This window comes from Gilliamella sp. Choc5-1 (assembly GCF_001690595.1).
Taxonomy (GTDB): domain Bacteria; phylum Pseudomonadota; class Gammaproteobacteria; order Enterobacterales; family Orbaceae; genus Gilliamella; species Gilliamella apicola_M.
Window position 1 is genome coordinate 1 of record NZ_LZHH01000046.1, and the last position, 20,201, is coordinate 20,201.

21 protein-coding genes and 1 riboswitch are annotated in these 20,201 nt (G+C 34.6%); of the genes, 12 read left to right on the forward strand and 9 right to left on the reverse strand.

The window, feature by feature from the left end; genetic code table 11:
* A partial coding sequence (locus A9G35_RS14075) for an IS3 family transposase (protein WP_442903167.1) occupies positions 1-122 on the reverse strand: 122 nt, incomplete at its 3' end.
* 125 nt (positions 123-247) lie between these two features.
* A complete protein-coding gene (locus A9G35_RS03705) occupies positions 248-547 on the reverse strand; it encodes an IS3 family transposase (protein ID WP_065635726.1) in 300 nt (99 codons plus the stop codon).
* Positions 548-617: 70 nt separating this feature from the next.
* On the opposite strand from A9G35_RS03705, the gene A9G35_RS03710 reads away from it, so the two are divergent.
* Complete coding sequence (locus A9G35_RS03710; RefSeq protein WP_255305941.1) at positions 618-1,184, forward strand: PoNi-like cognate immunity protein; 567 nt, start codon at positions 618-620, stop codon at positions 1,182-1,184.
* A gap of 142 nt (positions 1,185-1,326) precedes the next feature.
* On the opposite strand, the gene pssA is transcribed toward A9G35_RS03710, so the two are convergent.
* Positions 1,327-2,682: a CDP-diacylglycerol--serine O-phosphatidyltransferase gene (pssA, locus tag A9G35_RS03715; RefSeq protein WP_065635728.1), complete on the reverse strand. Its 1,356-nt coding sequence runs from the start codon at positions 2,680-2,682 to the stop codon at positions 1,327-1,329.
* A 198-nt stretch (positions 2,683-2,880) separates the two neighbouring features.
* Positions 2,881-3,933: an AI-2E family transporter YdiK gene (ydiK, locus tag A9G35_RS03720; RefSeq protein WP_065635729.1), complete on the reverse strand. Its 1,053-nt coding sequence runs from the start codon at positions 3,931-3,933 to the stop codon at positions 2,881-2,883.
* 104 nt (positions 3,934-4,037) lie between these two features.
* On the opposite strand from ydiK, the gene eco reads away from it, so the two are divergent.
* The 8 genes from eco (at position 4,038) to A9G35_RS03760 (ending at position 11,973) form a co-directional block, all read left to right on the forward strand.
* Positions 4,038-4,532, forward strand: coding sequence for a serine protease inhibitor ecotin (gene eco / locus A9G35_RS03725; protein ID WP_065635730.1), 495 nt, complete (start codon positions 4,038-4,040; stop codon positions 4,530-4,532).
* 336 nt (positions 4,533-4,868) lie between these two features.
* The gene (locus A9G35_RS03730) at positions 4,869-5,978 is read left to right on the forward strand and encodes an extracellular solute-binding protein (RefSeq protein WP_065635731.1); all 1,110 of its coding nucleotides are present in this window, start codon (positions 4,869-4,871) and stop codon (positions 5,976-5,978) included.
* A gap of 101 nt (positions 5,979-6,079) precedes the next feature.
* Positions 6,080-7,216, forward strand: a complete 1,137-nt coding sequence (potG, locus tag A9G35_RS03735) for a putrescine ABC transporter ATP-binding subunit PotG (protein ID WP_218057195.1) — start codon at positions 6,080-6,082, stop codon at positions 7,214-7,216.
* Between the two features lie 279 nt (positions 7,217-7,495).
* Complete coding sequence (locus A9G35_RS03740) at positions 7,496-8,407, forward strand: ABC transporter permease subunit (RefSeq protein ID WP_081300108.1); 912 nt, start codon at positions 7,496-7,498, stop codon at positions 8,405-8,407.
* 165 nt (positions 8,408-8,572) lie between these two features.
* On the forward strand, positions 8,573-9,409 hold the full coding sequence (locus tag A9G35_RS03745) for an ABC transporter permease subunit (RefSeq protein ID WP_065635804.1): 837 nt from the start codon (positions 8,573-8,575) through the stop codon (positions 9,407-9,409).
* Positions 9,410-9,516: 107 nt separating this feature from the next.
* Positions 9,517-9,694, forward strand: a riboswitch (FMN riboswitch).
* A gap of 182 nt (positions 9,695-9,876) precedes the next feature.
* Positions 9,877-10,515, forward strand: a complete 639-nt coding sequence (ribB, locus tag A9G35_RS03750) for a 3,4-dihydroxy-2-butanone-4-phosphate synthase (RefSeq protein ID WP_065635733.1) — start codon at positions 9,877-9,879, stop codon at positions 10,513-10,515.
* 793 nt (positions 10,516-11,308) lie between these two features.
* Positions 11,309-11,632, forward strand: coding sequence for a DMT family transporter (locus tag A9G35_RS03755; RefSeq protein ID WP_065635805.1), 324 nt, complete (start codon positions 11,309-11,311; stop codon positions 11,630-11,632).
* A gap of 26 nt (positions 11,633-11,658) precedes the next feature.
* On the forward strand, positions 11,659-11,973 hold the full coding sequence (locus tag A9G35_RS03760) for a DMT family transporter (protein ID WP_065635734.1): 315 nt from the start codon (positions 11,659-11,661) through the stop codon (positions 11,971-11,973).
* Between the two features lie 79 nt (positions 11,974-12,052).
* On the opposite strand, the gene A9G35_RS03765 is transcribed toward A9G35_RS03760, so the two are convergent.
* Together A9G35_RS03765 and srmB are read right to left on the reverse strand one after the other, a co-directional pair.
* Positions 12,053-12,655, reverse strand: a complete 603-nt coding sequence (locus A9G35_RS03765) for a peroxiredoxin C (RefSeq protein WP_065635735.1) — start codon at positions 12,653-12,655, stop codon at positions 12,053-12,055.
* Between the two features lie 117 nt (positions 12,656-12,772).
* On the reverse strand, positions 12,773-14,083 hold the full coding sequence (gene srmB, locus A9G35_RS03770; protein ID WP_065635736.1) for an ATP-dependent RNA helicase SrmB: 1,311 nt from the start codon (positions 14,081-14,083) through the stop codon (positions 12,773-12,775).
* A gap of 338 nt (positions 14,084-14,421) precedes the next feature.
* On the opposite strand from srmB, the gene trmA reads away from it, so the two are divergent.
* The 3 genes from trmA to A9G35_RS03785 all read left to right on the forward strand — a co-directional run bounded on the left by trmA (position 14,422) and on the right by A9G35_RS03785 (position 17,951).
* Positions 14,422-15,519, forward strand: coding sequence for a tRNA (uridine(54)-C5)-methyltransferase TrmA (gene trmA, locus A9G35_RS03775; RefSeq protein ID WP_065635737.1), 1,098 nt, complete (start codon positions 14,422-14,424; stop codon positions 15,517-15,519).
* A 355-nt stretch (positions 15,520-15,874) separates the two neighbouring features.
* On the forward strand, positions 15,875-16,561 hold the full coding sequence (locus A9G35_RS03780) for a heavy metal response regulator transcription factor (protein WP_065635738.1): 687 nt from the start codon (positions 15,875-15,877) through the stop codon (positions 16,559-16,561).
* Positions 16,548-17,951: a heavy metal sensor histidine kinase gene (locus A9G35_RS03785; protein WP_065635739.1), complete on the forward strand. Its 1,404-nt coding sequence runs from the start codon at positions 16,548-16,550 to the stop codon at positions 17,949-17,951. The genes A9G35_RS03780 and A9G35_RS03785 overlap by 14 nt, the downstream gene beginning before the upstream one ends.
* Here A9G35_RS03785 and A9G35_RS03790 read toward each other — a convergent pair.
* From A9G35_RS03790 to rfaF, 3 genes are read right to left on the reverse strand one after another with little or no spacing between them, the layout of a single operon-like run.
* Positions 17,944-18,144, reverse strand: coding sequence for a YaeP family protein (locus A9G35_RS03790; protein WP_065635740.1), 201 nt, complete (start codon positions 18,142-18,144; stop codon positions 17,944-17,946). The two genes, A9G35_RS03785 and A9G35_RS03790, sit on opposite strands and share 8 nt — an antisense overlap.
* A gap of 41 nt (positions 18,145-18,185) precedes the next feature.
* The gene (gene rfaC / locus A9G35_RS03795) at positions 18,186-19,148 is read right to left on the reverse strand and encodes a lipopolysaccharide heptosyltransferase RfaC (RefSeq protein ID WP_065635741.1); all 963 of its coding nucleotides are present in this window, start codon (positions 19,146-19,148) and stop codon (positions 18,186-18,188) included.
* Complete coding sequence (rfaF, locus tag A9G35_RS03800; protein WP_065635742.1) at positions 19,148-20,197, reverse strand: ADP-heptose--LPS heptosyltransferase RfaF; 1,050 nt, start codon at positions 20,195-20,197, stop codon at positions 19,148-19,150. Before rfaF ends, rfaC begins: the two co-directional genes overlap by 1 nt.
* Positions 20,198-20,201: the final 4 nt, after the last annotated feature.

Sequence of the window (20,201 nt, forward strand, 5' to 3'; positions counted from 1 at the left end):
AGCAATAAGGCTTTCATCACCCGAGCAATGTAACGGCGTGACACCCAAATATTCTCTTTTTGTAAATCAAAACGAATTCGTCTTGTACCATAAGACTGATAGCTCTGATTAAATAGCGTCACGATTTTATCGGCATAAAGCCCTACTGATTTTTGTCTATTCAATTTACACTGATAATAAGCATAATATCTTGATAATCCTAAATATTGACATAGCTTTGTTATGCTATAACGATGTCGATTTGCTTTTAGGATAGCGATTTTCGCCCTATTATCAGTGCTGCTTGCTTTAGAATATCGTTTTCCATACGCAGCTGTTTAAGCTTTTTACGCAACGCGATTAACTCTTGTTCTTGTGGACTGCGATTATCTTTTGTTTTAAATGAGCCACTTTGGCTTGATTGCGTTATCCAACGGTCCAATGCGGATGGCGTCAAATCATATTCTGCAACGATTTCACTACGTGATTTACCATGTTGATAAAGACTGACCATTTGCTGTTTAAAATCATCTGTGAATGTTCGTCTTTTGCGTTTAATCTTATTCATATTTGTTCCTTTTTTAGTTGTGATAAGTTTACCTTACCCCTTAAAAAAGTTGTATGAATTAGTGTAGCCGATCCAATATAAATATAAAGTTTTTAGGGCTAAGTATTCTTTAGGAATGAGTAAAGTAGAAATTGAAAAATGTTATTACTCTATAATAAATTCAATGCAGGAAAGTTGGAAAAAAAGTAATGGTTATGTATCCATGGTTTGGATGTTATCTATCGGTATTATGTTAGATGCAGAGCCAGATATATTTGAAAAATTAAAATCTTTGGTTGAAAGGGATCATCTCAATGATTATCTGGTTGATTTTCTTTTACAAAACAGTACCCAATGGGGCAAACAAACGGCAAAGTTTGAATTTCCAAGACCTTATAAAGCAACCCAAGACATTATTTCATTGGCTCAAACAGATAAAACCGCAGCGGTAGAAAGATTAAAAAAATACCTACAAAAAGAGTGGTATAGAGGGCATTCAGATACTGGCTGGTATGATGATCATAAAAGCAAATGGAATATTCATACAGGCTATTGGTGCTTTGAAAGTGGTGCGTTAGCCAAAATACTCGGCTTAGACGACAGCACCCTAAAAGACCAACCATACTACCCTTACGACATGGTGCATTGGGAAAAATAAAATATGGAAATACTTTATACCAACGATTGGGTAAAATTTCGAACCCATCCTAAATTTTGTGTATTTGCAAATAAAGTTGATAGTTAATTCTGTTACCAAATTCAAACAAATCTATTAAATTTTTTATTCATCCCCTCCACAGTTATAACAACCGCTTAATAATCCTATCCACTTTGATGCGAGTTAGTCGCTTTATCAACTTATGAACTTGGTTTGGATAAAATTGGCTTGCTTGGATTTGTTGAAAATGCGTTATCAACGTGGTCTTTTGACGAATGGTGTTCAGTTCTTGGTTGAACTTGTCGCTTAATTCTTGTTTTGGGTCATGTACTAATATGCCGTTTTCAAGGTCAAGGCGCCACGCTCGTGGATTTAGGTTGTTACCCGTTATGAGCGCCCATTTGTCATCTACCCAGATACCTTTTAGGTGATAGGTTTGCGCGCCGTCTTTCCATAATCTTATGGTCAGTTGTCCTTTATCAATAAAATTTTGTAAACGCTCAATAAAGCTTCTTAAGTTGATTTCGTATAAATAAGGCAATCCGCCTGATATGTTAAAGGGTTGATCAGGTGGAATGTAGAAGTCGTTAGCTTCTTTATCGCCAATGATCAATTCGATTTGGCGTCCTTTACGTAGCAGGCGAATAATGTCGCGCACTAGGATGTTAGGCAAATTAAAGTATGGCGTACAAAAAATAATTTTTTGTTCGGTTACGTTGATTAAGTGATGGATGATTTTATTTAGTGAGTTATTACGCCCAAGTCCCATTATTGGGACAACCGATAAGGTGTCGTTATCGGCATTGCCGTCATATTGGTAACTTGCATCCATTAAGTGTTGGCGCAGAGCTTTGATTTCGGATTTGATCTGTTTGCGCGTTTTGTGTGTGCCAGTGTTAAGTAGCTGTATAGCTTGATATGGCATAAAGTGGTCGTTGATAAATTGCACCATGCTATCGGCTAATAACGGATTAGTGATAAAGTGGTAGCGGTCGTAGCGATATTTTTCACGTTTGTGTAAATAGACGTTATTAATACTTGCGCCACTGTAAATGACGGTATCATCAATAATAAAGCCCTTTAAATGCAATACACCAAGTACTTCGCGGCGGTTTACTGGAACGCCATAAATCGGAATGTCGATCTCTGGGTGTTGCTGTTTTAGCTGGTAGTAATAGTTGGCGTTGGTGTGCGCTTTGTCTTCGCCAATTCGTCCACGTTGTGCACGGTGCCAGTCAACAAATATTTTGATATCTAAGTTTGGGCGTTGTTGTTTGATTTGATATAGCTCGTTAAGGATTTCTCTACCAGCTTCGTCTTGTTCTAAATAGAGTGCAACGATATAAATACGATGCTTAGCTTGCTTTATGCTTTCGAGTAAAGCTAGTCGATAAGCTTTAGGATTATATATAATTTGGTATTGATTTGCATTTTGTTGAATTTTAGTTAATTCATCAAGATGTTTTTGATGATTGTATTTTATAAATGGTATTCGCATGATTTATATATTATTATAACTGATCTGTTACGTTAGCGTTTTATCTAAAGTAACCTAAATACGATCAGTAAAAATAACGCTCCTTTCTATTTGTGTGCATTCTTGCTAAGTTGTTTTTAGTTAAATGTATATTTTTGCTTGTGCCACTTTATGTATTAGCAATTTGTTTATGCTTTTTTGTGGGTGATGATAAATGGTTTAAGATTGTTCATCAACCCATGTTTGAATTATTTTATAAGTTAATGCCAGTACTACTGGACCAATAAATAGCCCCATTATACCAAAACCTAGTAATCCGCCAATAACACCAAATAATATAAGTAAAAAAGGTAAGTTAGCGCCTTTTTTGATTAAGTAGGCCCGCATTACGCTATCTAAAGTGGTCAATATAATAGCAACAACAATTAAGATAATACCTGAAACGGTGTTGCCCATCCAAAATTGCCAACAGATACATCCTAGCATAACAACGACAGGACCAATTTGTGCCACACAACAAATGAATAAGATGAGTGTTAGCACACCAGGTAATGGCATTCCAGTAAATACAAAACTTAATCCTCCAATTAGGGCTAAGGTGATAGCGGTAACTACAACGCCAAGCGCTACAGCGCGGATGGATTGACCTGCTAATGTGACTGTAGTTGCGCCATATTGTTTTGATAATCGATTGGCTAGTAGGTAGACATATTTGGTGATGCTTTCACCTTTTAAATAGAGTAATAGGCTAAAAATGATCATCACACCTGCATGAAAGATGAATATACCAATGTTGGTGGCCTGTTCAAGTAACCAACTTATCATTATACCAATATAGGGTTGTATGTTTGATACTAAGTCAGAACCATCAGTTTGAATTAGTGTTAACCATTTTTGGTGTAGTTCGGGACCAAAAGCAGGGATGTTATTTAACCAATCTAGTTTAGGTAATTGTTGATGTGAAAGTGATTTTGCCCATTCAATAAGGTGGTGACCATTTTGTGCTACTGAGCTAATAATTAATATGAAAGGTATGATGCAAACAAGAGCCAATATCATAGCCATAACCAGTAATGATAGCCAGCGTTTATTAAATAATTTTTGTTGAATTTTTATCATTAATGGCCAAGTGGTAATAACCACCATCACCGCCCAGAAGAATCCGAATAAGAAAGCTTCAACAATACGATAGGTAATAATGATTAGTAATCCGATGATTAAAAGGTTTAAAATTAGTTTTAATAAGTCAGTCGTGTTTTTTTCTACTGGCATTTTTTTACCATATTTATTAATTCTGATAGTATTATTATACGCATTATCACTTCAAATTAATATGATGGTGTTTATAATTAATTTTGTTAATGGAGATTTAAAAAATGAAAAAATTAATGTTATTGACATTATTAGGTGTGGCGTTAACTGCGTGTGCAAATTCGCCTAAAATGAAACCTATAGCACAAAATGCCAATGATACGGCGCCATTCCCTACAGCTCAAGCTGGTTTTACACGTTATGCTATTCATTTACCAGCGATTACTAATGAGAACAATACAAAAGTTGAGGTGATTATTGGTAAAGAGATGAACGTTGATTGTAATTTTCATAATTTAGGTGGCGTAGTTAAACAAGAAGAGCTTAAAGGCTGGGGATATTCTTATTATGTTGTTGAAAAGACCGTTGGCAATTTATCAACATTAATGGCGTGTCCTGAAGGTAGCAGTAAAAACGAGTTTGTGACAATTAACCATAATTTAGGTTTATTAAATTATAACAGTAGCTTACCGTTAGTTTTTTATGTTCCTAATGATTTACAAGTAAAATACCGCGTTTGGCAACCTAATAGTAAAACTATGCAAGCTACTGCCGAATAATAACGGTTAATTAATTGCTAAATACTGTTTATTATCTTGTGAGTGGTTAAAACATAGCCACTCAGTTAAGAAAGTTTTAATATTTGATTTTTTAAGTAGACATCTCGAAAAAAAAAGGTATTTTATCCCTCGTAATGCAAGGTTAGCTCTACTTGTTCATTTATTTTATTAATGACTTGTGATTGCCTGATTACCTCGGTTTCGCTAGGCGTTTTATTATGTTGGTGATTTATTCATTGTTAATAACGTCAATAGCAAAATTTGGGGGTCCGTTGTGTCTTTGCAATGGGCTTGTGTCTAACATGTAATATCCCTACAAGAGGAGAAGTGGTGAGCATGTTTACTCAACGTAAAACAATTCTTTCAATCGTGGCTGGTGTTTCACTAGCGTTATCTCAATCTGCTATTGCTAAAGATCGTGTTGTACATTTTTACAATTGGGCGGGTCAAATCGGTTCTAATACTATTTCTGATTTTGAAAAATCAACAGGCATCAAACTTGTTTATGATGTGTACGATTCAAACGAAATCCTTGAAGGTAAATTAATGGCAGGCCATTCTGGGTTTGATGTGGTTTCACCTTCTGATAGCTTTTTAGCTAAACAAATTAAATCAGATGTTTATTTACCGTTAGATAAAAGCAAGTTACCAAATTGGAAAAATCTTGATCCAAATTTAATGAAGTTAATGGCAACGCATGATCCTGACAATAAATATGCTATCCCTTATGTATGGATGACAACAGGTATCGGTTATAACATTGATAAAGTTAAAGAACGTTTGGGTAAAGACGCACCAGTTGATAGCTGGGATTTAGTCTTTAAACCAGAAAACATGGAAAAACTAAAAGATTGTGGTGTGGCATTTTTAGATGCGCCAACTGAAATCTTTGCAAGTGCACTTCGATATTTAGGTAAAGATCCAAACAGTACTGATGCTAAAGATTATACTGGTGCGGCTTACGAGTTGTTAGAGAAAGTGAGACCAAATATTCGTTATTTCCATTCTTCACAATATATTACTGATTTGGCAAATGGTGATATTTGTGTCATTTTAGGTTGGTCTGGCGATATTTTACAGTCACGAGATAGAGCTAACGAAGCAAAAAATGGTGTGCATGTTGGTTATCAAATTCCAAAAGAGGGCGCATTAGTCTTCTTTGATACTTTTGCTATTCCAAAAGATTCTGAAAATCCTGATGAAGCGCATGAATTTTTAAATTTTGTTATGAATCCTGAAATTGCCGCACAAGTCACCAACGATGTGAATTTTGCTAGTGCCAATAAAGAAGCAAATGACAAATTTGTAAAACCAGAGGTGAAAAACGATCCAGCGGTTTATCCAAAACCAGAAGTGATGGAAAAACTATTCACTTTACAAGTTAAAGATCCTAAACTTGAGCGCGTAATTACTCGTACATGGACTAAACTTAAAACTGGTAAATAGTCGATATTTTGTATATCGAATTTAGATAATAATTCTAGACGGATGGGTTATTTAGCCTTTCCGTCTCGTTTTTTTTGGCTTGTTGTTATGAGGAAAATAGAGTGAACAATAAAACAACAAATCAGGTGCAGCCTAAAAAAAAGATGGTAACTCCACTGTTGGAGATCAAAAATTTAACTAAAGTTTTTAATGATGATTATTATGCTGTTGATGATGTCAACTTGACTATCTACACTGGTGAAATTTTTGCCTTATTAGGTGCGTCAGGTAGCGGTAAATCTACATTGTTACGAATGCTTGCTGGTTTTGAACAGCCTACATCAGGGCAAATTATTCTTGATGGTAAGGATTTATCACAAGTTCCGCCTTATGATCGTCCAATTAATATGATGTTTCAATCGTACGCTTTATTTCCTCACATGACGGTTGAGCAGAATATTGCCTTTGGTTTAAAACAAGATAAATTAGATGAGGATGAAATAAAACAACGTGTTGATGAAATGTTAGCCCTTGTGCATATGGAGCAATTTGGTAAACGTAAACCGCATCAATTATCTGGTGGGCAAAGACAACGTGTGGCACTAGCTCGTAGTTTGGCTAAACGTCCAAAATTATTATTACTTGATGAACCTATGGGGGCACTTGATAAACAGCTTCGAGATCGAATGCAACTTGAAGTGGTGAGCATTTTAGAGCAAGTGGGTGCAACATGTGTGATGGTAACTCATGATCAAGAAGAAGCTATGACCATGGCAGGCCGTATTGCGATTATGAATAAAGGTCAATTTGTACAAATTGGTGAACCTGAAGAGATTTATGAACATCCAAATTGCCGTTATAGTGCCGAATTTATTGGTTCGGTAAATGTTTTTGATGGTATTTTGCAAGAAACACAAGAAGACGGTTTGATCATTAATTGTCCTATGATTAAGCGTCCGTTAAAAGTCGATTATGATTCGCCAGCGGTTGAAGGTGTGCCAACACAAGTTGCACTACGTCCTGAAAAAATTAAACTTTGCGACGAAATTCCAGAAGATGGCTACAATGTGGCAACTGGTGAAGTGGTCGAAATTGCTTATCTTGGGGATTTGTCGATTTATCATGTTAAATTACCAAGCGGGCAAATTATTATTGCACAGCTTCAAAATGAATATCGTTATCGTAAAGGTATGCCAACTTGGGGTGACATAGTTAACTTAAGTTGGGAAGTAGATAGTTGTGTTGTGCTTACTGAATAAACAAAAGAGGATATCATAATGCGATCCATTGTATTAGGATTGTTGTTAAATGCATTTGTGTTGCTCAATGTTTATTGGCGTTTTGTGACAACAGGGGCATTTGATAACTTATTTTTAGATGCGCTATTTACCGCGATGACATTAAGTTTTTTGTTGTCATGTGTGGGATTATGTTTAGCAAATTATAAGCCATCTAAATTTGCTTATCGGCTGATTATTGCAGGTAGTGTACTGTTTGTTCCTGCTGGGCTTGTGGCAATTTATTTTGCTTATAAAAAGATGCAGCAACAACGTTCAGATACTGATCTGATGACACTTTATGGGCGTTTAATTGTTATTGCCATCCCTTATTTATGGATGTTATTGTTATTTTTATTACCATTTTTAATTGTCTTTAGAATTAGTTTTTCTGAAAAAATCTTTGCCATCCCTCCTTATACTGATTTATTTAGTTATGATGCTGGGCTACTAAATATTGCTTTGAATTTTGGTTATTATATTAATTTAGTTAATGATAATATTTATTTTGAGTCTTATTTAGAATCATTAAAAATTGCAGCTATTTCAACCATATTATGTATTTTAATTGGTTACCCATTAGCATGGGCAATTTCAAAATGTAAACAATCCACACGAAATATTTTGTTATTATTAATTATTTTGCCATCTTGGACATCATTTTTAATTCGAGTTTATGCGTGGATTGGTATTTTAAATCAAGAAGGTTTGTTAAATCACTTTTTAATGTGGTTAGGGGTTATTGATCAGCCACTTGTGATTATAAAAACCTATTTGGCTGTTTATATTGGTATTGTGTATTCTTATTTACCGTTTGTGGTATTACCGATTTATACTTCATTAAGTAAAGTAGATTCGACGTTAATTGAAGCCGCATTAGACTTAGGTTGTAAGCCAATTAAAACCTTTTTTAAAATTATTGTGCCACTCACCAAAAATGGCATTATTGCTGGTGGTATGCTAGTGTTTATTCCAGCCGTTGGTGAATATGTGATACCTGAATTATTAGGGCCATCCCAAAGCATTATGATTGGTACGCAGATTTGGACTATATTCTCTCGAGATACCGATTGGCCTGCAGCAGCTGCGGTTGCGACTGTTATGTTGTTGATTTTGATAGTACCAATTTACTATTTTAATAAATTTCAAAGCCGACAAATGGAGGGTAAATAGATGAATGATTTACCTGTTATTTTGCGATCTTCTGTGATTGTATTTATCTCATTACTATTGGGCTCGTTAATACTATCAGTACTGATTAGTTCGGCTGGGTTAGGTTTACTTACCAATATAAGCTTATATGTTAATAGTTTAATATTTAGCTTGATTGTGACAGTGATTGTGACATTAGCGCTTATTTTTCGATGCCTTAAAGGGCTTATTTTATTGGTAGTATTTTCATTTTTATATATCCCAATGATTATTTTAATTGTTTACTCATTTAATAGTTCTCGCTTAGTTACGGTATGGGCAGAATTTTCAACTAAATGGTACTTTGAGCTAATGCATAATGAAGAACTATTTAAAGCTGTTGGTCTGAGTTTAGCAATTGCCGCGTGTGCAGCGACTTTTGCAACAGTTTTAGGTACACTTGCTTCTTATGCTATTGTTCGCTTTAAACAATTTAAAGGCGCAAATCTGTTTTCGTTTATGACAACAGCACCGCTTGTTATGCCTGATATTATTACCGGGTTAGCATTATTGCTTTTGTTTGTTGGTATGGGGCAAATTCTTGGGTGGCCAAAAGATCGTGGTGCAATTACTATTTGGATGGCGCATACAACTTTCTGTATGGCTTATGTGACAGTGGTAATTAGCGCAAGACTGCGTGAACTTGATAAATCAATTGAAGAGGCTGCTTTAGATTTAGGTGCTAATCCATTGAAAGTGTTTTTTATTATTACATTACCAATGATTGCACCAGCACTAGTTTCTGGTTGGTTATTAGCCTTTACTTTATCACTTGATGATGTGGTGATTGCTAATTTCGTAACAGGACCTGGGGCAATGACTTTACCTAAATTGATCTTCTCTAAAGTAAAATTAGGGGTTGATCCGCAAGTTAACGCGCTTGCAACTATTATTTTATTGATCGTTGGAATTATAGGGTTTATTTCATGGTTATGGATGCGTAAAACTGAACGACGTAAAATAAATGAAACCCGTATGCATTAATATTCTTCACTTTCTATTATTGCCGCATTTTGCGGCAATATTTCGTTTTAAAATCTCCGTGTGTTTTTTATCATTTTGTATTATAGTGTGACTTGCCAATGTTTTGGCAAAATTCTCAGGGCGGGGTGTAAGTCCCCACCGGTGGTATAGCCCACGAGCGCTTAATTTGTCCTTTTAACTGTGATGATTATTTTATTATGCAGTTAATTATTGATAAGTTAAGGTCAAGCAGATTTGGTGAAATTCCAAAGCCGACAGTTAAAGTCTGGATAAAAGAGAGTTGCTTATCTTTCCAATATTTGTTGAAAAGCAAAACTATGCTGGTCGAGCACTGCCCTGATTCTGGTATTTTATTTATTTGTACTTAATTAATTTTATGGCTAAATAGCATCATCGTTAAACGGTTATTTAAAGTTAATTTAGTAAATAATGAAATGAGCAAGTGTTAAAAAATATAGGTATTTACCATGAATCAGTTTAATTTAAATGAATTTGGAACGCCGATTGAGCGTGTCAAAAAAGCGATTGCCTCTATTAAAGCAGGTCAAGGTGTGCTCGTGTTAGACGACGAAGATCGCGAAAATGAAGGTGATATTATTTGGGCTGCCGAGTCCATTACTAGTGAACAAATGGCTTTAACCATTCGTTATGGCAGTGGTATTGTTTGTTTATGTTTGCCTAAAAAACGCTGTGATGAGTTAAATTTATCTATGATGGTAGAAAATAATACTAGTAAAAATAATACAGCGTTTACCATTTCGATTGAAGCTGCAAATGGAGTTACAACAGGCGTATCAGCTGCCGACCGCGTTACAACCATTAAAGCTGCGGTTAATGATAACGCTAAACCTAGCGATCTTAATCACCCAGGGCATGTCTTTCCATTAGTTGCTAAAAAAGGTGGTGTATTGGTTCGCCGAGGCCATACCGAAGCATCAATTGATTTAGTGACATTAGCGGGTTTAAAACCTGCCGCAGTACTGTGTGAGTTAACGAATGATGATGGAACAATGGCAAGGGCACCAGAGGTCGTTCAATTTGCTAAAAGATATCATATGCCCGTTGTAACCATTGAAGATATAGTTGAGTATCGTAAATCAATGTAATACAACTCACAACAATATTATTTAATTTAGTTGTGGGAAAACGCCGAGTTGTTTACGCATCATGATAAAAATGGTTCTCTAAAAATGAATAATGCGTTTTCCCAAAATCACTTTATTGGTTTAACCTTATTATAAAAGTTAATAAACCACTTAATTTTTGTTTTTTTATCTTTTGAATTATTAAATATTTGCTGATTATCTCACACCTCAATTCAAAGTTTATATCACTCTTTCGGCTTTTTTATTCGTTTATAGGTGGACGAGTTTGGTGAATTCTTGATTAATATGATGGTTATTACGCTATTTATCTAAATAAACAAAAACAGCGCCATTTGTCAAAAACTTTCAGGAACGTATAGTGTTTAAGTAAAAAAACAAAAAAATCATAACAATAATAAAAAATAAATATTCTTTAGTTTGTAGTTTTGTTTGATTTTTAAGTAAAGGTAAACGTTTGGTATTAAGGCGTAGCGTTTTACTTAGGTAGTTTAATCTATATAAGAGATACGCATGAATTATAAAAATTAGCCCTTGCTATTTATGAACCTTCATTATAGAATCATTTACTTATTTGAAAAATAAGAATAAAAGTTGTAACGACTTTCGTAGCATTAAACACTATGGCTTAATGGTTGGGAATATATAACAATTAACATCTTTTTGGTGGCAAATTTTTATTTGCGAACCATCCTTGTTTTGCCGATTTCTATCGGCAATAGAGCATAATCAAACATATATTTAAAGCAAAAATTTGATTACTACGGCAAAACTAAAACAGCAAAGCGAGGTAGCTATGTTTGGCGTAAATAAAGAGTGGGTATTTGTGATGCTGACCTGCTTTTTTGAATTGTGTTGGATTTTGGGATTTAGCATCGCAACGGAACTTTGGCATTGGATTATTATTGTATCACTCATTATTGTCGATTTTACCTTTTTGACTAATGCTTGCAAAACGATTCCCACAGGTACAGTTTATGCTATTTTTTCAGGTGTTGGAGCGATTGGCGCAACAGTAATTGATATGTTGCTTTTTGACAAAGAAGTTAAGTTAATTCAACTTTTTTTTGTTGCACTAATTATTGTTGGTGTTGTTCAACTAAAACGAGCTGATAGTTAATATTATAATAAAGGATAATTTCAATCATGGGATGGCTGCTTATATTGATAGCGTCAGTTTTTGAAGTGCTTGGTGCAATTGGTCTTAAGTTATATGCTGAGGAGAAAAATCCATCTAGACTTGTATTGTATTGGGGGGGATTTTTTGTTTCTTTTGTACTTTTTTACTTTTCACTCCATTATCTTGAATTAAGTATTGTTTACCCTGTTTGGGTTGGTCTTGGTACATCAGGCGCGGTATTAGCCAATATGCTGTTATTTAATGAGCCTAAAAACTTTCCACGTTTGTTTGGGCTTACCATTATTATTATTGGCGTTGTGGGGTTACACGCAACTTTATGATTCTGTTGGATTAGTTTGTTTGTGGATAAAAAAACCGGAGGTAAACTCCGGCAGAAATATTTTAATAAGTAAAAATAAATTAAATTTCGTTAGCGTGTTGTTTTAAGAAACTAGCAACGCCGTCTGGGTTTGCTTGCATACCTTTTTTACCTTTTGTCCATTGTGCAGGGCAAACTTCACCGTGTTCTTCATGGAATTGGAACGCGTCAACAATACGGATCATTTCGTCGATGTTACGACCAATTGGTAAATCGTTAATTGTTTCGTGGCGTACAATACCTGATTTATCAATAAAGAATGAAGCGCGTAACGCAACACTAGCTTCAGGATGTTCAACACCATAAGCTTGCATAATTGAGTGTTTAACGTCAGCAACAATTGGGAATTTAACTTCGCCAATACCACCTTTGTCTTGTGGTGTGTTTCGCCATGCATTGTGCACGTATTCAGAGTCCATTGAAACACCAATTACTTCAACACCACGTTTTTTGAATTCTTCTAAGCGGTGATCAAATGCGATGATTTCAGAAGGACAAACAAAAGTGAAATCCATTGGCCAGAAAAATACAACAGCATATTTACCATTAATATGTTGTGATAAATTGAAATTGTTAACAATTTCACCAGAACCTAGAACTGCGGCTGATGTAAAGTCTGGGGCTTTGCGAGTGACTAATGTCATGCGTTTTCTCCTATATATTATTGCAAATCTTGTCGCTACGTATTATAGCGATTTAAATCTGTTATCCAAGTCATTATAAACAATCAATATCATAAGTTTAACCTATTAAGTTGTGATTTATTGTTCGGTATTATTTATTGATTTTTTGGGTTTACCTTTGTTTTTTGTGTCCCGATGACGTTGTTTTATTTTTTTCTTTTTGATTTCTTCTTTTTTGCCAGCTTTTTTTAATTTTGCTTTTTGCGATGGCTTTTTCTTTGTTGCTGGTTTTGGATCTTTGGTTTTTGGTCGCAATTGGTTAATTGTTCTTAATTTGATTGGCTCTTGAATATAGCGCTCAATTTTTTGTAGTAATTCGTTATCGTGGGCTTCGATTAGCATTATTGCTGTGCCTTTTTTACCAGCACGAGCCGTGCGACCTATTCGATGTAAGTAAACATCGGCTGTTTTTGGCGCATCAAAATTAATAACATGGGTGATATCATCAATGTCTATTCCACGAGCCGCGACATCGGTAGCTACTAGTACATTAACTGTATTGTTGCTGATTCTTTTAATTGCTTCGTTACGTTTGGCTTGTACCATTTCGCCTTCTAAATAGCAACTATGGATACCAGCTTGATGTAGTAAGCTAACTAATTCATGTACACGCTCACGTTTACGGACAAAAACGATCGTTTTTTTAAATTCCTCTTGTTTTAATAAGTAAGTAAGCAGTGCTACTTTATGAGCGAGATCGTCAGCTCGATAATAAAATTGTAAGATTTTTTTACGTTCTTTACGCGATGGGTCAGCGTTGATTTCGACAGGATCGTTCAAAATACGGTTAGCAAAATCATGTAGTCCATCACCTTCAAGTGTAGCTGAAAATAGTAAGGTTTGTTTACGCCAGCGTGTTTCGGCTGATATGGTTTCGACATCTTGCAAAAAGCCCATGTCTAACATGCGATCAGCTTCATCTAAAATAAGCATTTCAACTGCTCGGCAGTCAAAATTCTCTTCTTTTATATATTGTAATAATCGACCAGTTGTCGCAATAACAATATCTTGATTTTTGCTAAATACTTCAGCGTGATTCATATAAGCAACACCACCAGTAATGGTTGCAATACTTAAATGTGTCGATTCGGTTAATAATTTGGCTTGCTCGGCAATTTGCATGGCAAGCTCACGCGTTGGTGTTAATATTAAAATACGCGGTGGGCCTGGCTTTCGACGTGGAAAGTCTAGTAAATGTTGCACGGTAGGAATTAAAAAGGCTAGTGTTTTACCTGTGCCTGTAGGGGCTGAGCCTAAAATATCTTTGCCATCTAAAGCAACAGGGATTGTTTGCGTTTGGATTACTGTCGGTGTGGTTATATTTTGTGCTTGAAGATTGTGAATTAAAATATCGTCTAACTCTAAATCAGAAAAAGTCTGTATTGTCATAGTGTTCTTTTTACCTAAAATGATACGACACATTATAACGTTAATCATTATAACTACAATCGTTATCACCAGAATCTTTATAACTATATTTAAAAGTATTCTATTTTTATTCGTTGTTTTATTGTATATCCGTCTAAAAACGAGGCTTTTGTTCATGTAAAACTTATCACTATTAGTTATTTGTGATAATATTGTGCCTATACGTAATGATATACAAATAGTTATATTATTGATGTAAAATTGCTTAGTTTTATGTTTAACCATTTCGTTATTTAATACAACGTGATTCAAAACTTCATATTAAATAATACTTCTATAATAATCATCAGATAATAACTATGACTGAATGTTTTTCAAATGAAAACTATAACCAACAATTAGAAAAGAAAGTCGATAATTTAAAAGCATTATTATCGGATTTCTCTGTTCCTGAATTAGCAGTATATTCATCGCCTATTAGCCATTATCGTATGCGTGCTGAGTTTAGAATCTGGCATCAGGATGAAGATCTTTATCATATTATGTATGATAAAAAAACAAAAAAACGGGTGCGAATTGATGAGTTTCCGGTCGCAACAAAGTTAATAAATCAAGCGATGCAGGCAATTTTACCTTTGTTACGGCATAACCAAGAACTTCGTCATTTATTATTTCAAATTGATTATTTTTCTACTTTAAGTGGCCAACTGTTAATTACGCTTTTGTATCATAAAAAATTAAATGAAAAATGGACTCTTGAAGCAAAAAAGTTAAAAGCGCAATTAGAAGAACAAGGCTTAGATGTTAATATTGTAGGGCGCGCAAGTAATCAAAAAATAACAATAGATGTCGATTATGTTGATGAAGTTTTGCCAGTAATGGATAAAAAATTTATTTATCGTCAAGTCGAAAATAGCTTTACTCAGCCTAATGCTGCGGTAAATATTAAAATGCTGCAATGGGCTATTTCAGTCACCAAAAACTCATCGGGCGATTTACTCGAATTTTATTGCGGTAATGGTAATTTTTCGATCGCGTTGGCACAAAACTTTCGTAAAGTGTTAGCCACTGAAATAGCCAAAGCATCTGTTTATTCAGCACAACATAATATTGCTGTCAACCATATCGATAACCTTGTTATCGCACGGTTATCAGCCGAAGAGTTTACTAGCGCTATAAAAAAAGAACGCGAGTTTAATCGTTTAAAAGGGATTAATTTGGATGATTATCAGTGCGAAACAGTGCTTGTTGATCCTCCTCGTGCAGGAGTTGATTTAAATACGATTAATATACTCAAATCTTATAAAAAGATTATTTATATATCATGTAACCCTAATACATTACATGATAATTTACAACTTTTAACCCAAACACATTCAATTCAACATTTTGCTATGTTTGATCAGTTTCCTTATACCGATCATATTGAAACTGGCGTTGTATTGTGTAAAAAGTAAAAAAATGTAAAATAGAATATTATTAGTTAATAATGTTCCATTATTTATACCTAACCACTTATTGCTCAAAGTCTGTATCAGCTTACGTCTATTTAGAATAAAAAAAACCCTAGTAAACTAGGGCTGCATTAAATTGCAAGGAATGGATGAAAGGAAATAAAACAATGAAACAATAATGTCTAGCCTCATGAATCATTGTGTAGATACTATAGCAAACTAAATAAAACTAATTGATGACCGGTATATTACAATACAGTAATTTATTTGTCATGATCTGTTTTGTTTTTTCATATATTCTATTATTACATTATGTAATTTTTGATAACCGCCTAAAATAATGAAAGGAATATTAAAAATGAAATTGTTAGTTGTTGAAGATGAACATAAAACTGGTGAGTATCTTCGTCAAGGGCTAGTAGAGTCAGGTTTTATTGTTGATTTGACCGATAATGGTTTAGATGGTTATCATCGAGCAATGACTGAAGATTATGATTTAATTATCTTGGATGTGATGTTACCCGATATTATGGGTTGGAAATTTGTTCAATCTTTGCGTGAAGCTGGAAAAGATACTCAAATTATATTACTCACCGCTATGGGAAGTATTGATGATAAAGTCAAAGGATTTAGCTTAGGTGCAGATGATTATTTAGTTAAACCATTTTCGTTTGCTGAATTACTAGCAAGAATCAAATCATTATTAAGACGTAATGCACCACAAGTAAATAATTATCAATTAAGTATTGCAGATTTGGTAATGGATCTACCTAAACGAACAGTAACGCGAGCTGGAAAACGAATTGATTTGACTAATAAAGAATTTATGTTGTTAGAATATTTTTTGCGTTATCCTGGTGAAGTGTTACCTAGATCACTTATTGCTTCACAAGTTTGGGATATGAATTTTGATAGTGATACTAATGTGATTGATGTGGCTATTAGGCGATTACGTAATAAAATTGATGCAGATTTTGAACCTAAATTGATTCATACTGTACGTGGAATGGGATATAAATTGGATGTATTAGATGAAGTTGACTAAAATTGTATCATTTCGGTTACCATTAATTGTTTGTTTACTTACTTGTGGACTACTTTACTGTTTTAGTTACTTTATTGAACGTTGGTTTGAAAAACTTTCTGTTCACCAAAATGTATCTGAGTTAACATCTGTTATCTCATCCATAGAGCGCGAACTTACTTATTATTCACAGGATGATAATCGTGATGAATTTTTTCAGAGCCTACTATTAATTTTAACTGGCCATCATCGGTTATTTGTCTATATTGTTGATGATTCAGGCAAAATATTATATCGCACACGGGGACCTAATCTTTCTATTGCCTTAAAACCTGCTGATTTTGAAGAAATTATTACTAAGCATACAACAACAGTATCGAATGTGAATCAATCATCTTATCGTATTGCTGCATCAAGGGTCATAACTGATCAAAACAAACAATACACAACTATTGTAGCTGTTGGTCGTGACTTACAGATTGAATTTATCAGGCGATTAAGAAAAGGCTTAAAAATACTTATTGGTATTTCTTGTATCTTGGCGTTAATTGGTTCATTTATTTCTATCTATCTTACTCAAAAACCGATTAATCGATTAATTAAGAAGATTGAACGTATTAACTTAAAAAACCTTAACCATCGTATTTCAACTTCATCTGTTCCAGTAAAATATGTTAGTTTAGTCAGGGCTTTTAATAAGATGCTTAATCGAATGGAAGATGTTTTTCAAAGACAACGTAATTTTACGGCAGATATAGCTCATGAAATGCGTACACCTATTACTAATTTGACAACTCAAACTCAAATCGTATTAAGCAATGCAAGAACGACTGAAGAATATAGAGAAATCTTATACTCAAATTTAGAAGAGTATGAAAGAATGTCACAAATGATATCTGATATGCTCTTTTTAGCACAGGCAGATAATCGTCAATTAGTACCTAATCTAGTTGATATTAATTTACATAACATGATGGTTATGGTATGTGATTATTTTGAGCCACTTGCTGATGAAAAAGCTATCAAATTCGAATTAGAAGGGGAGTGTTGTCATATTCTAGGTGATAGAATGATGCTAGCAAGAGCAATAAGTAATATTTTATCTAATGCCATTCGTTATACGCCAGAAAATGGAATTATTAAAATTACTTTAGCTCAAGTTAGTGAAAATCGTGTCAAAGTTGTGATTTCAAATCCTGGTAAAAAAATCGATAGTCGCCATTTTCCTCATCTTTTTGATCGTTTTTATCGTGTAGATGAGTCTCGTCATCGTAACGGCAATAATACTTCGGGTACGGGGATTGGGCTTGCAATTGTTAAATCGATCATTGATACGCATAAAGGTAATATTACAGTTGAATCAGACGAACAGTCCACTCGATTTATTATTAACCTACCAACCGCTATTTAATATCAAAGTCACTGATTAATAAATTAGCCGCTGCATAAGCGGCTTTATGCCGTAATTCTTCGGGAACTTGTTCATTACAAACTACTTCATCAAGAACTCGTATTACTGCGCCTAACGCATCATCAATATAGCCAAGCTCATTACTGCCAATTTGGGCATATTTTTCACGAATTAGTCCACAATAGTTATTCATTTTGTTTATTCCTTTTAATTAAATTGTAAGTAGAAATTCAACTACAAAAAATCACTCAATTTTTGATAAACCTGATTAGCACTAATTGTTTTCATCATTTTATCTGGTGAGATAATGCTGTATTGATTTTTTCCATATCCTCCTATTAACATAGGATCGGTTTTGCCAAATAGTGTAATATTGGGTCTATCTAATGCGGCGGTTAAATGGCTTAGTCCAGTATCAACTGATACGACAGCTTTAGCTCCTACAATGACAGTTGCGATGTCATTAAGTGAAAGTTTTGGTAATACTTCAACATGGTTAAATCCTTGAGCAAGGCGTATTGCTCGTTGCTGTTCATGTGAAGCTCCCCAAGGTAGCTTAACTTTTAAGCCTGTCGGTTCAATAAGTTTGATTAATTGTCGCCAACCGTCTTCAGTCCAATGTTTTTCATCTCGAGTTGTGGCATGCAAAAAAACAAGATACTGTTGGTTATCGCTAGGTAACGAAGATAAAAAGTGGCGAGCAATGGCATAATCACCCATTGAATTAGGTAAATTGCATTGTAGAGTTTGTGCAAATAACAATCTGATGCGTTCAATGGCATGCATTTGCTTGGGGATATTATGTTTTATATCATAAAACCAACTAGCAATAGGCTCTTTGATGCTTTTGCGATCTAAACCATGTTTAATACCTTGAGCTTTACGAGTAATAAAAAGTGCACTTTTAATAAGCCCTTGGGCATCAATAATTGCATCATATTGTTGTTGCTGTAAGTTATTAATAAAGTCGTGTCGCTCTTGGCGAATAGCTTTAGAAAACCAATTTTTTCGCCAACGCCTTATTGCCACAGGGATGACTTTATCAACAGCAAAATGCCAACTTGGAATTTGGGTAAAGCTTTCTTCAACTACCCAATCAAAGGTAATGTTAGACACGCAATTTGCAGCATCGGTTAATGCAGGTAAAGTATGTAGAACATCGCCCATTGATGAAGTTTTAACAACTAATACACGCATTATCTATTACTCTTTTCACAACGCATTATCAGTTTCATCAATGTTTCAAATACGTTCTCAGGTTTAATATCGATTAAGCTTTGATGATAGCCTTGCTCTGCATTACCTTGGCGGATGCGCTGATATCCGGTAATTAAACGAATAACTTCGGCTTTATTTGATAATGGCGGTGTAAAATCAGGGCTGCTTGGTCCATAAAGTGCGACAAGTGGTTTATCTAATGCAGCAGCAACATGCATCAATCCTGAGTCATTAGTAACAATTGCTTTACATGCTGCAATTAAACTTACCGCTTGTTCTAATTGCGTTTGACCTGCCAAGTTTATACATTGATCGCCATGAGTCATTTTGGCAATAATCTGCTCGCCAACATTATGATCGTTTTTTGAACCAAAAATAATAATTTTAGCATGTTGTTGAACTAGCATGTCGGCAAGGGCAGCGTAATGATAATCAGGCCAACGTTTTGCTGGACCAAATTCAGCTCCTGGGCAAAAGCCAATTAATGGTTCATCTTGTGTTATTGTAAAGGTTGAAAGTGCTTGAGCTATTTCATCTTGGTTAACACTAAGTTTAGGCCATAATAAAGGTTGTGATAAATCAGATGCTGAATGTATTTGCTCTTTAGGATACGCTAGCGCAATATAGCGTTCAACCATTAATGGAAAAGCTTGTTTATCGAGTTTACGCATATCATTTAATAATCCATAGCGCATTTCACCTTTCCAACCTGTACGTTTAGGAATCTTGGCAAAAAATGGAATTAATGCTGATTTAAATGAGTTAGGTAACACAATTGCTTGATCATAATGGCTATCACGAAGTGATTTTCCTATTTCGTGGCGTTTTGATAATGCAAATTCACCATGACCTATAGGCATATCAATAGCTTGATTCACTTCAGGCATTTTATTTAATAATGCTTGGCACCAAGCTGGCGCCATAACATCAATTTCATTGTTAGGAGCAAGTTGTTTTAATGTGCGATACAAGCTTTGCGACATCATCATATCGCCAACCCAAGATGGACCAATAATGAGTGTTTTCATTAAA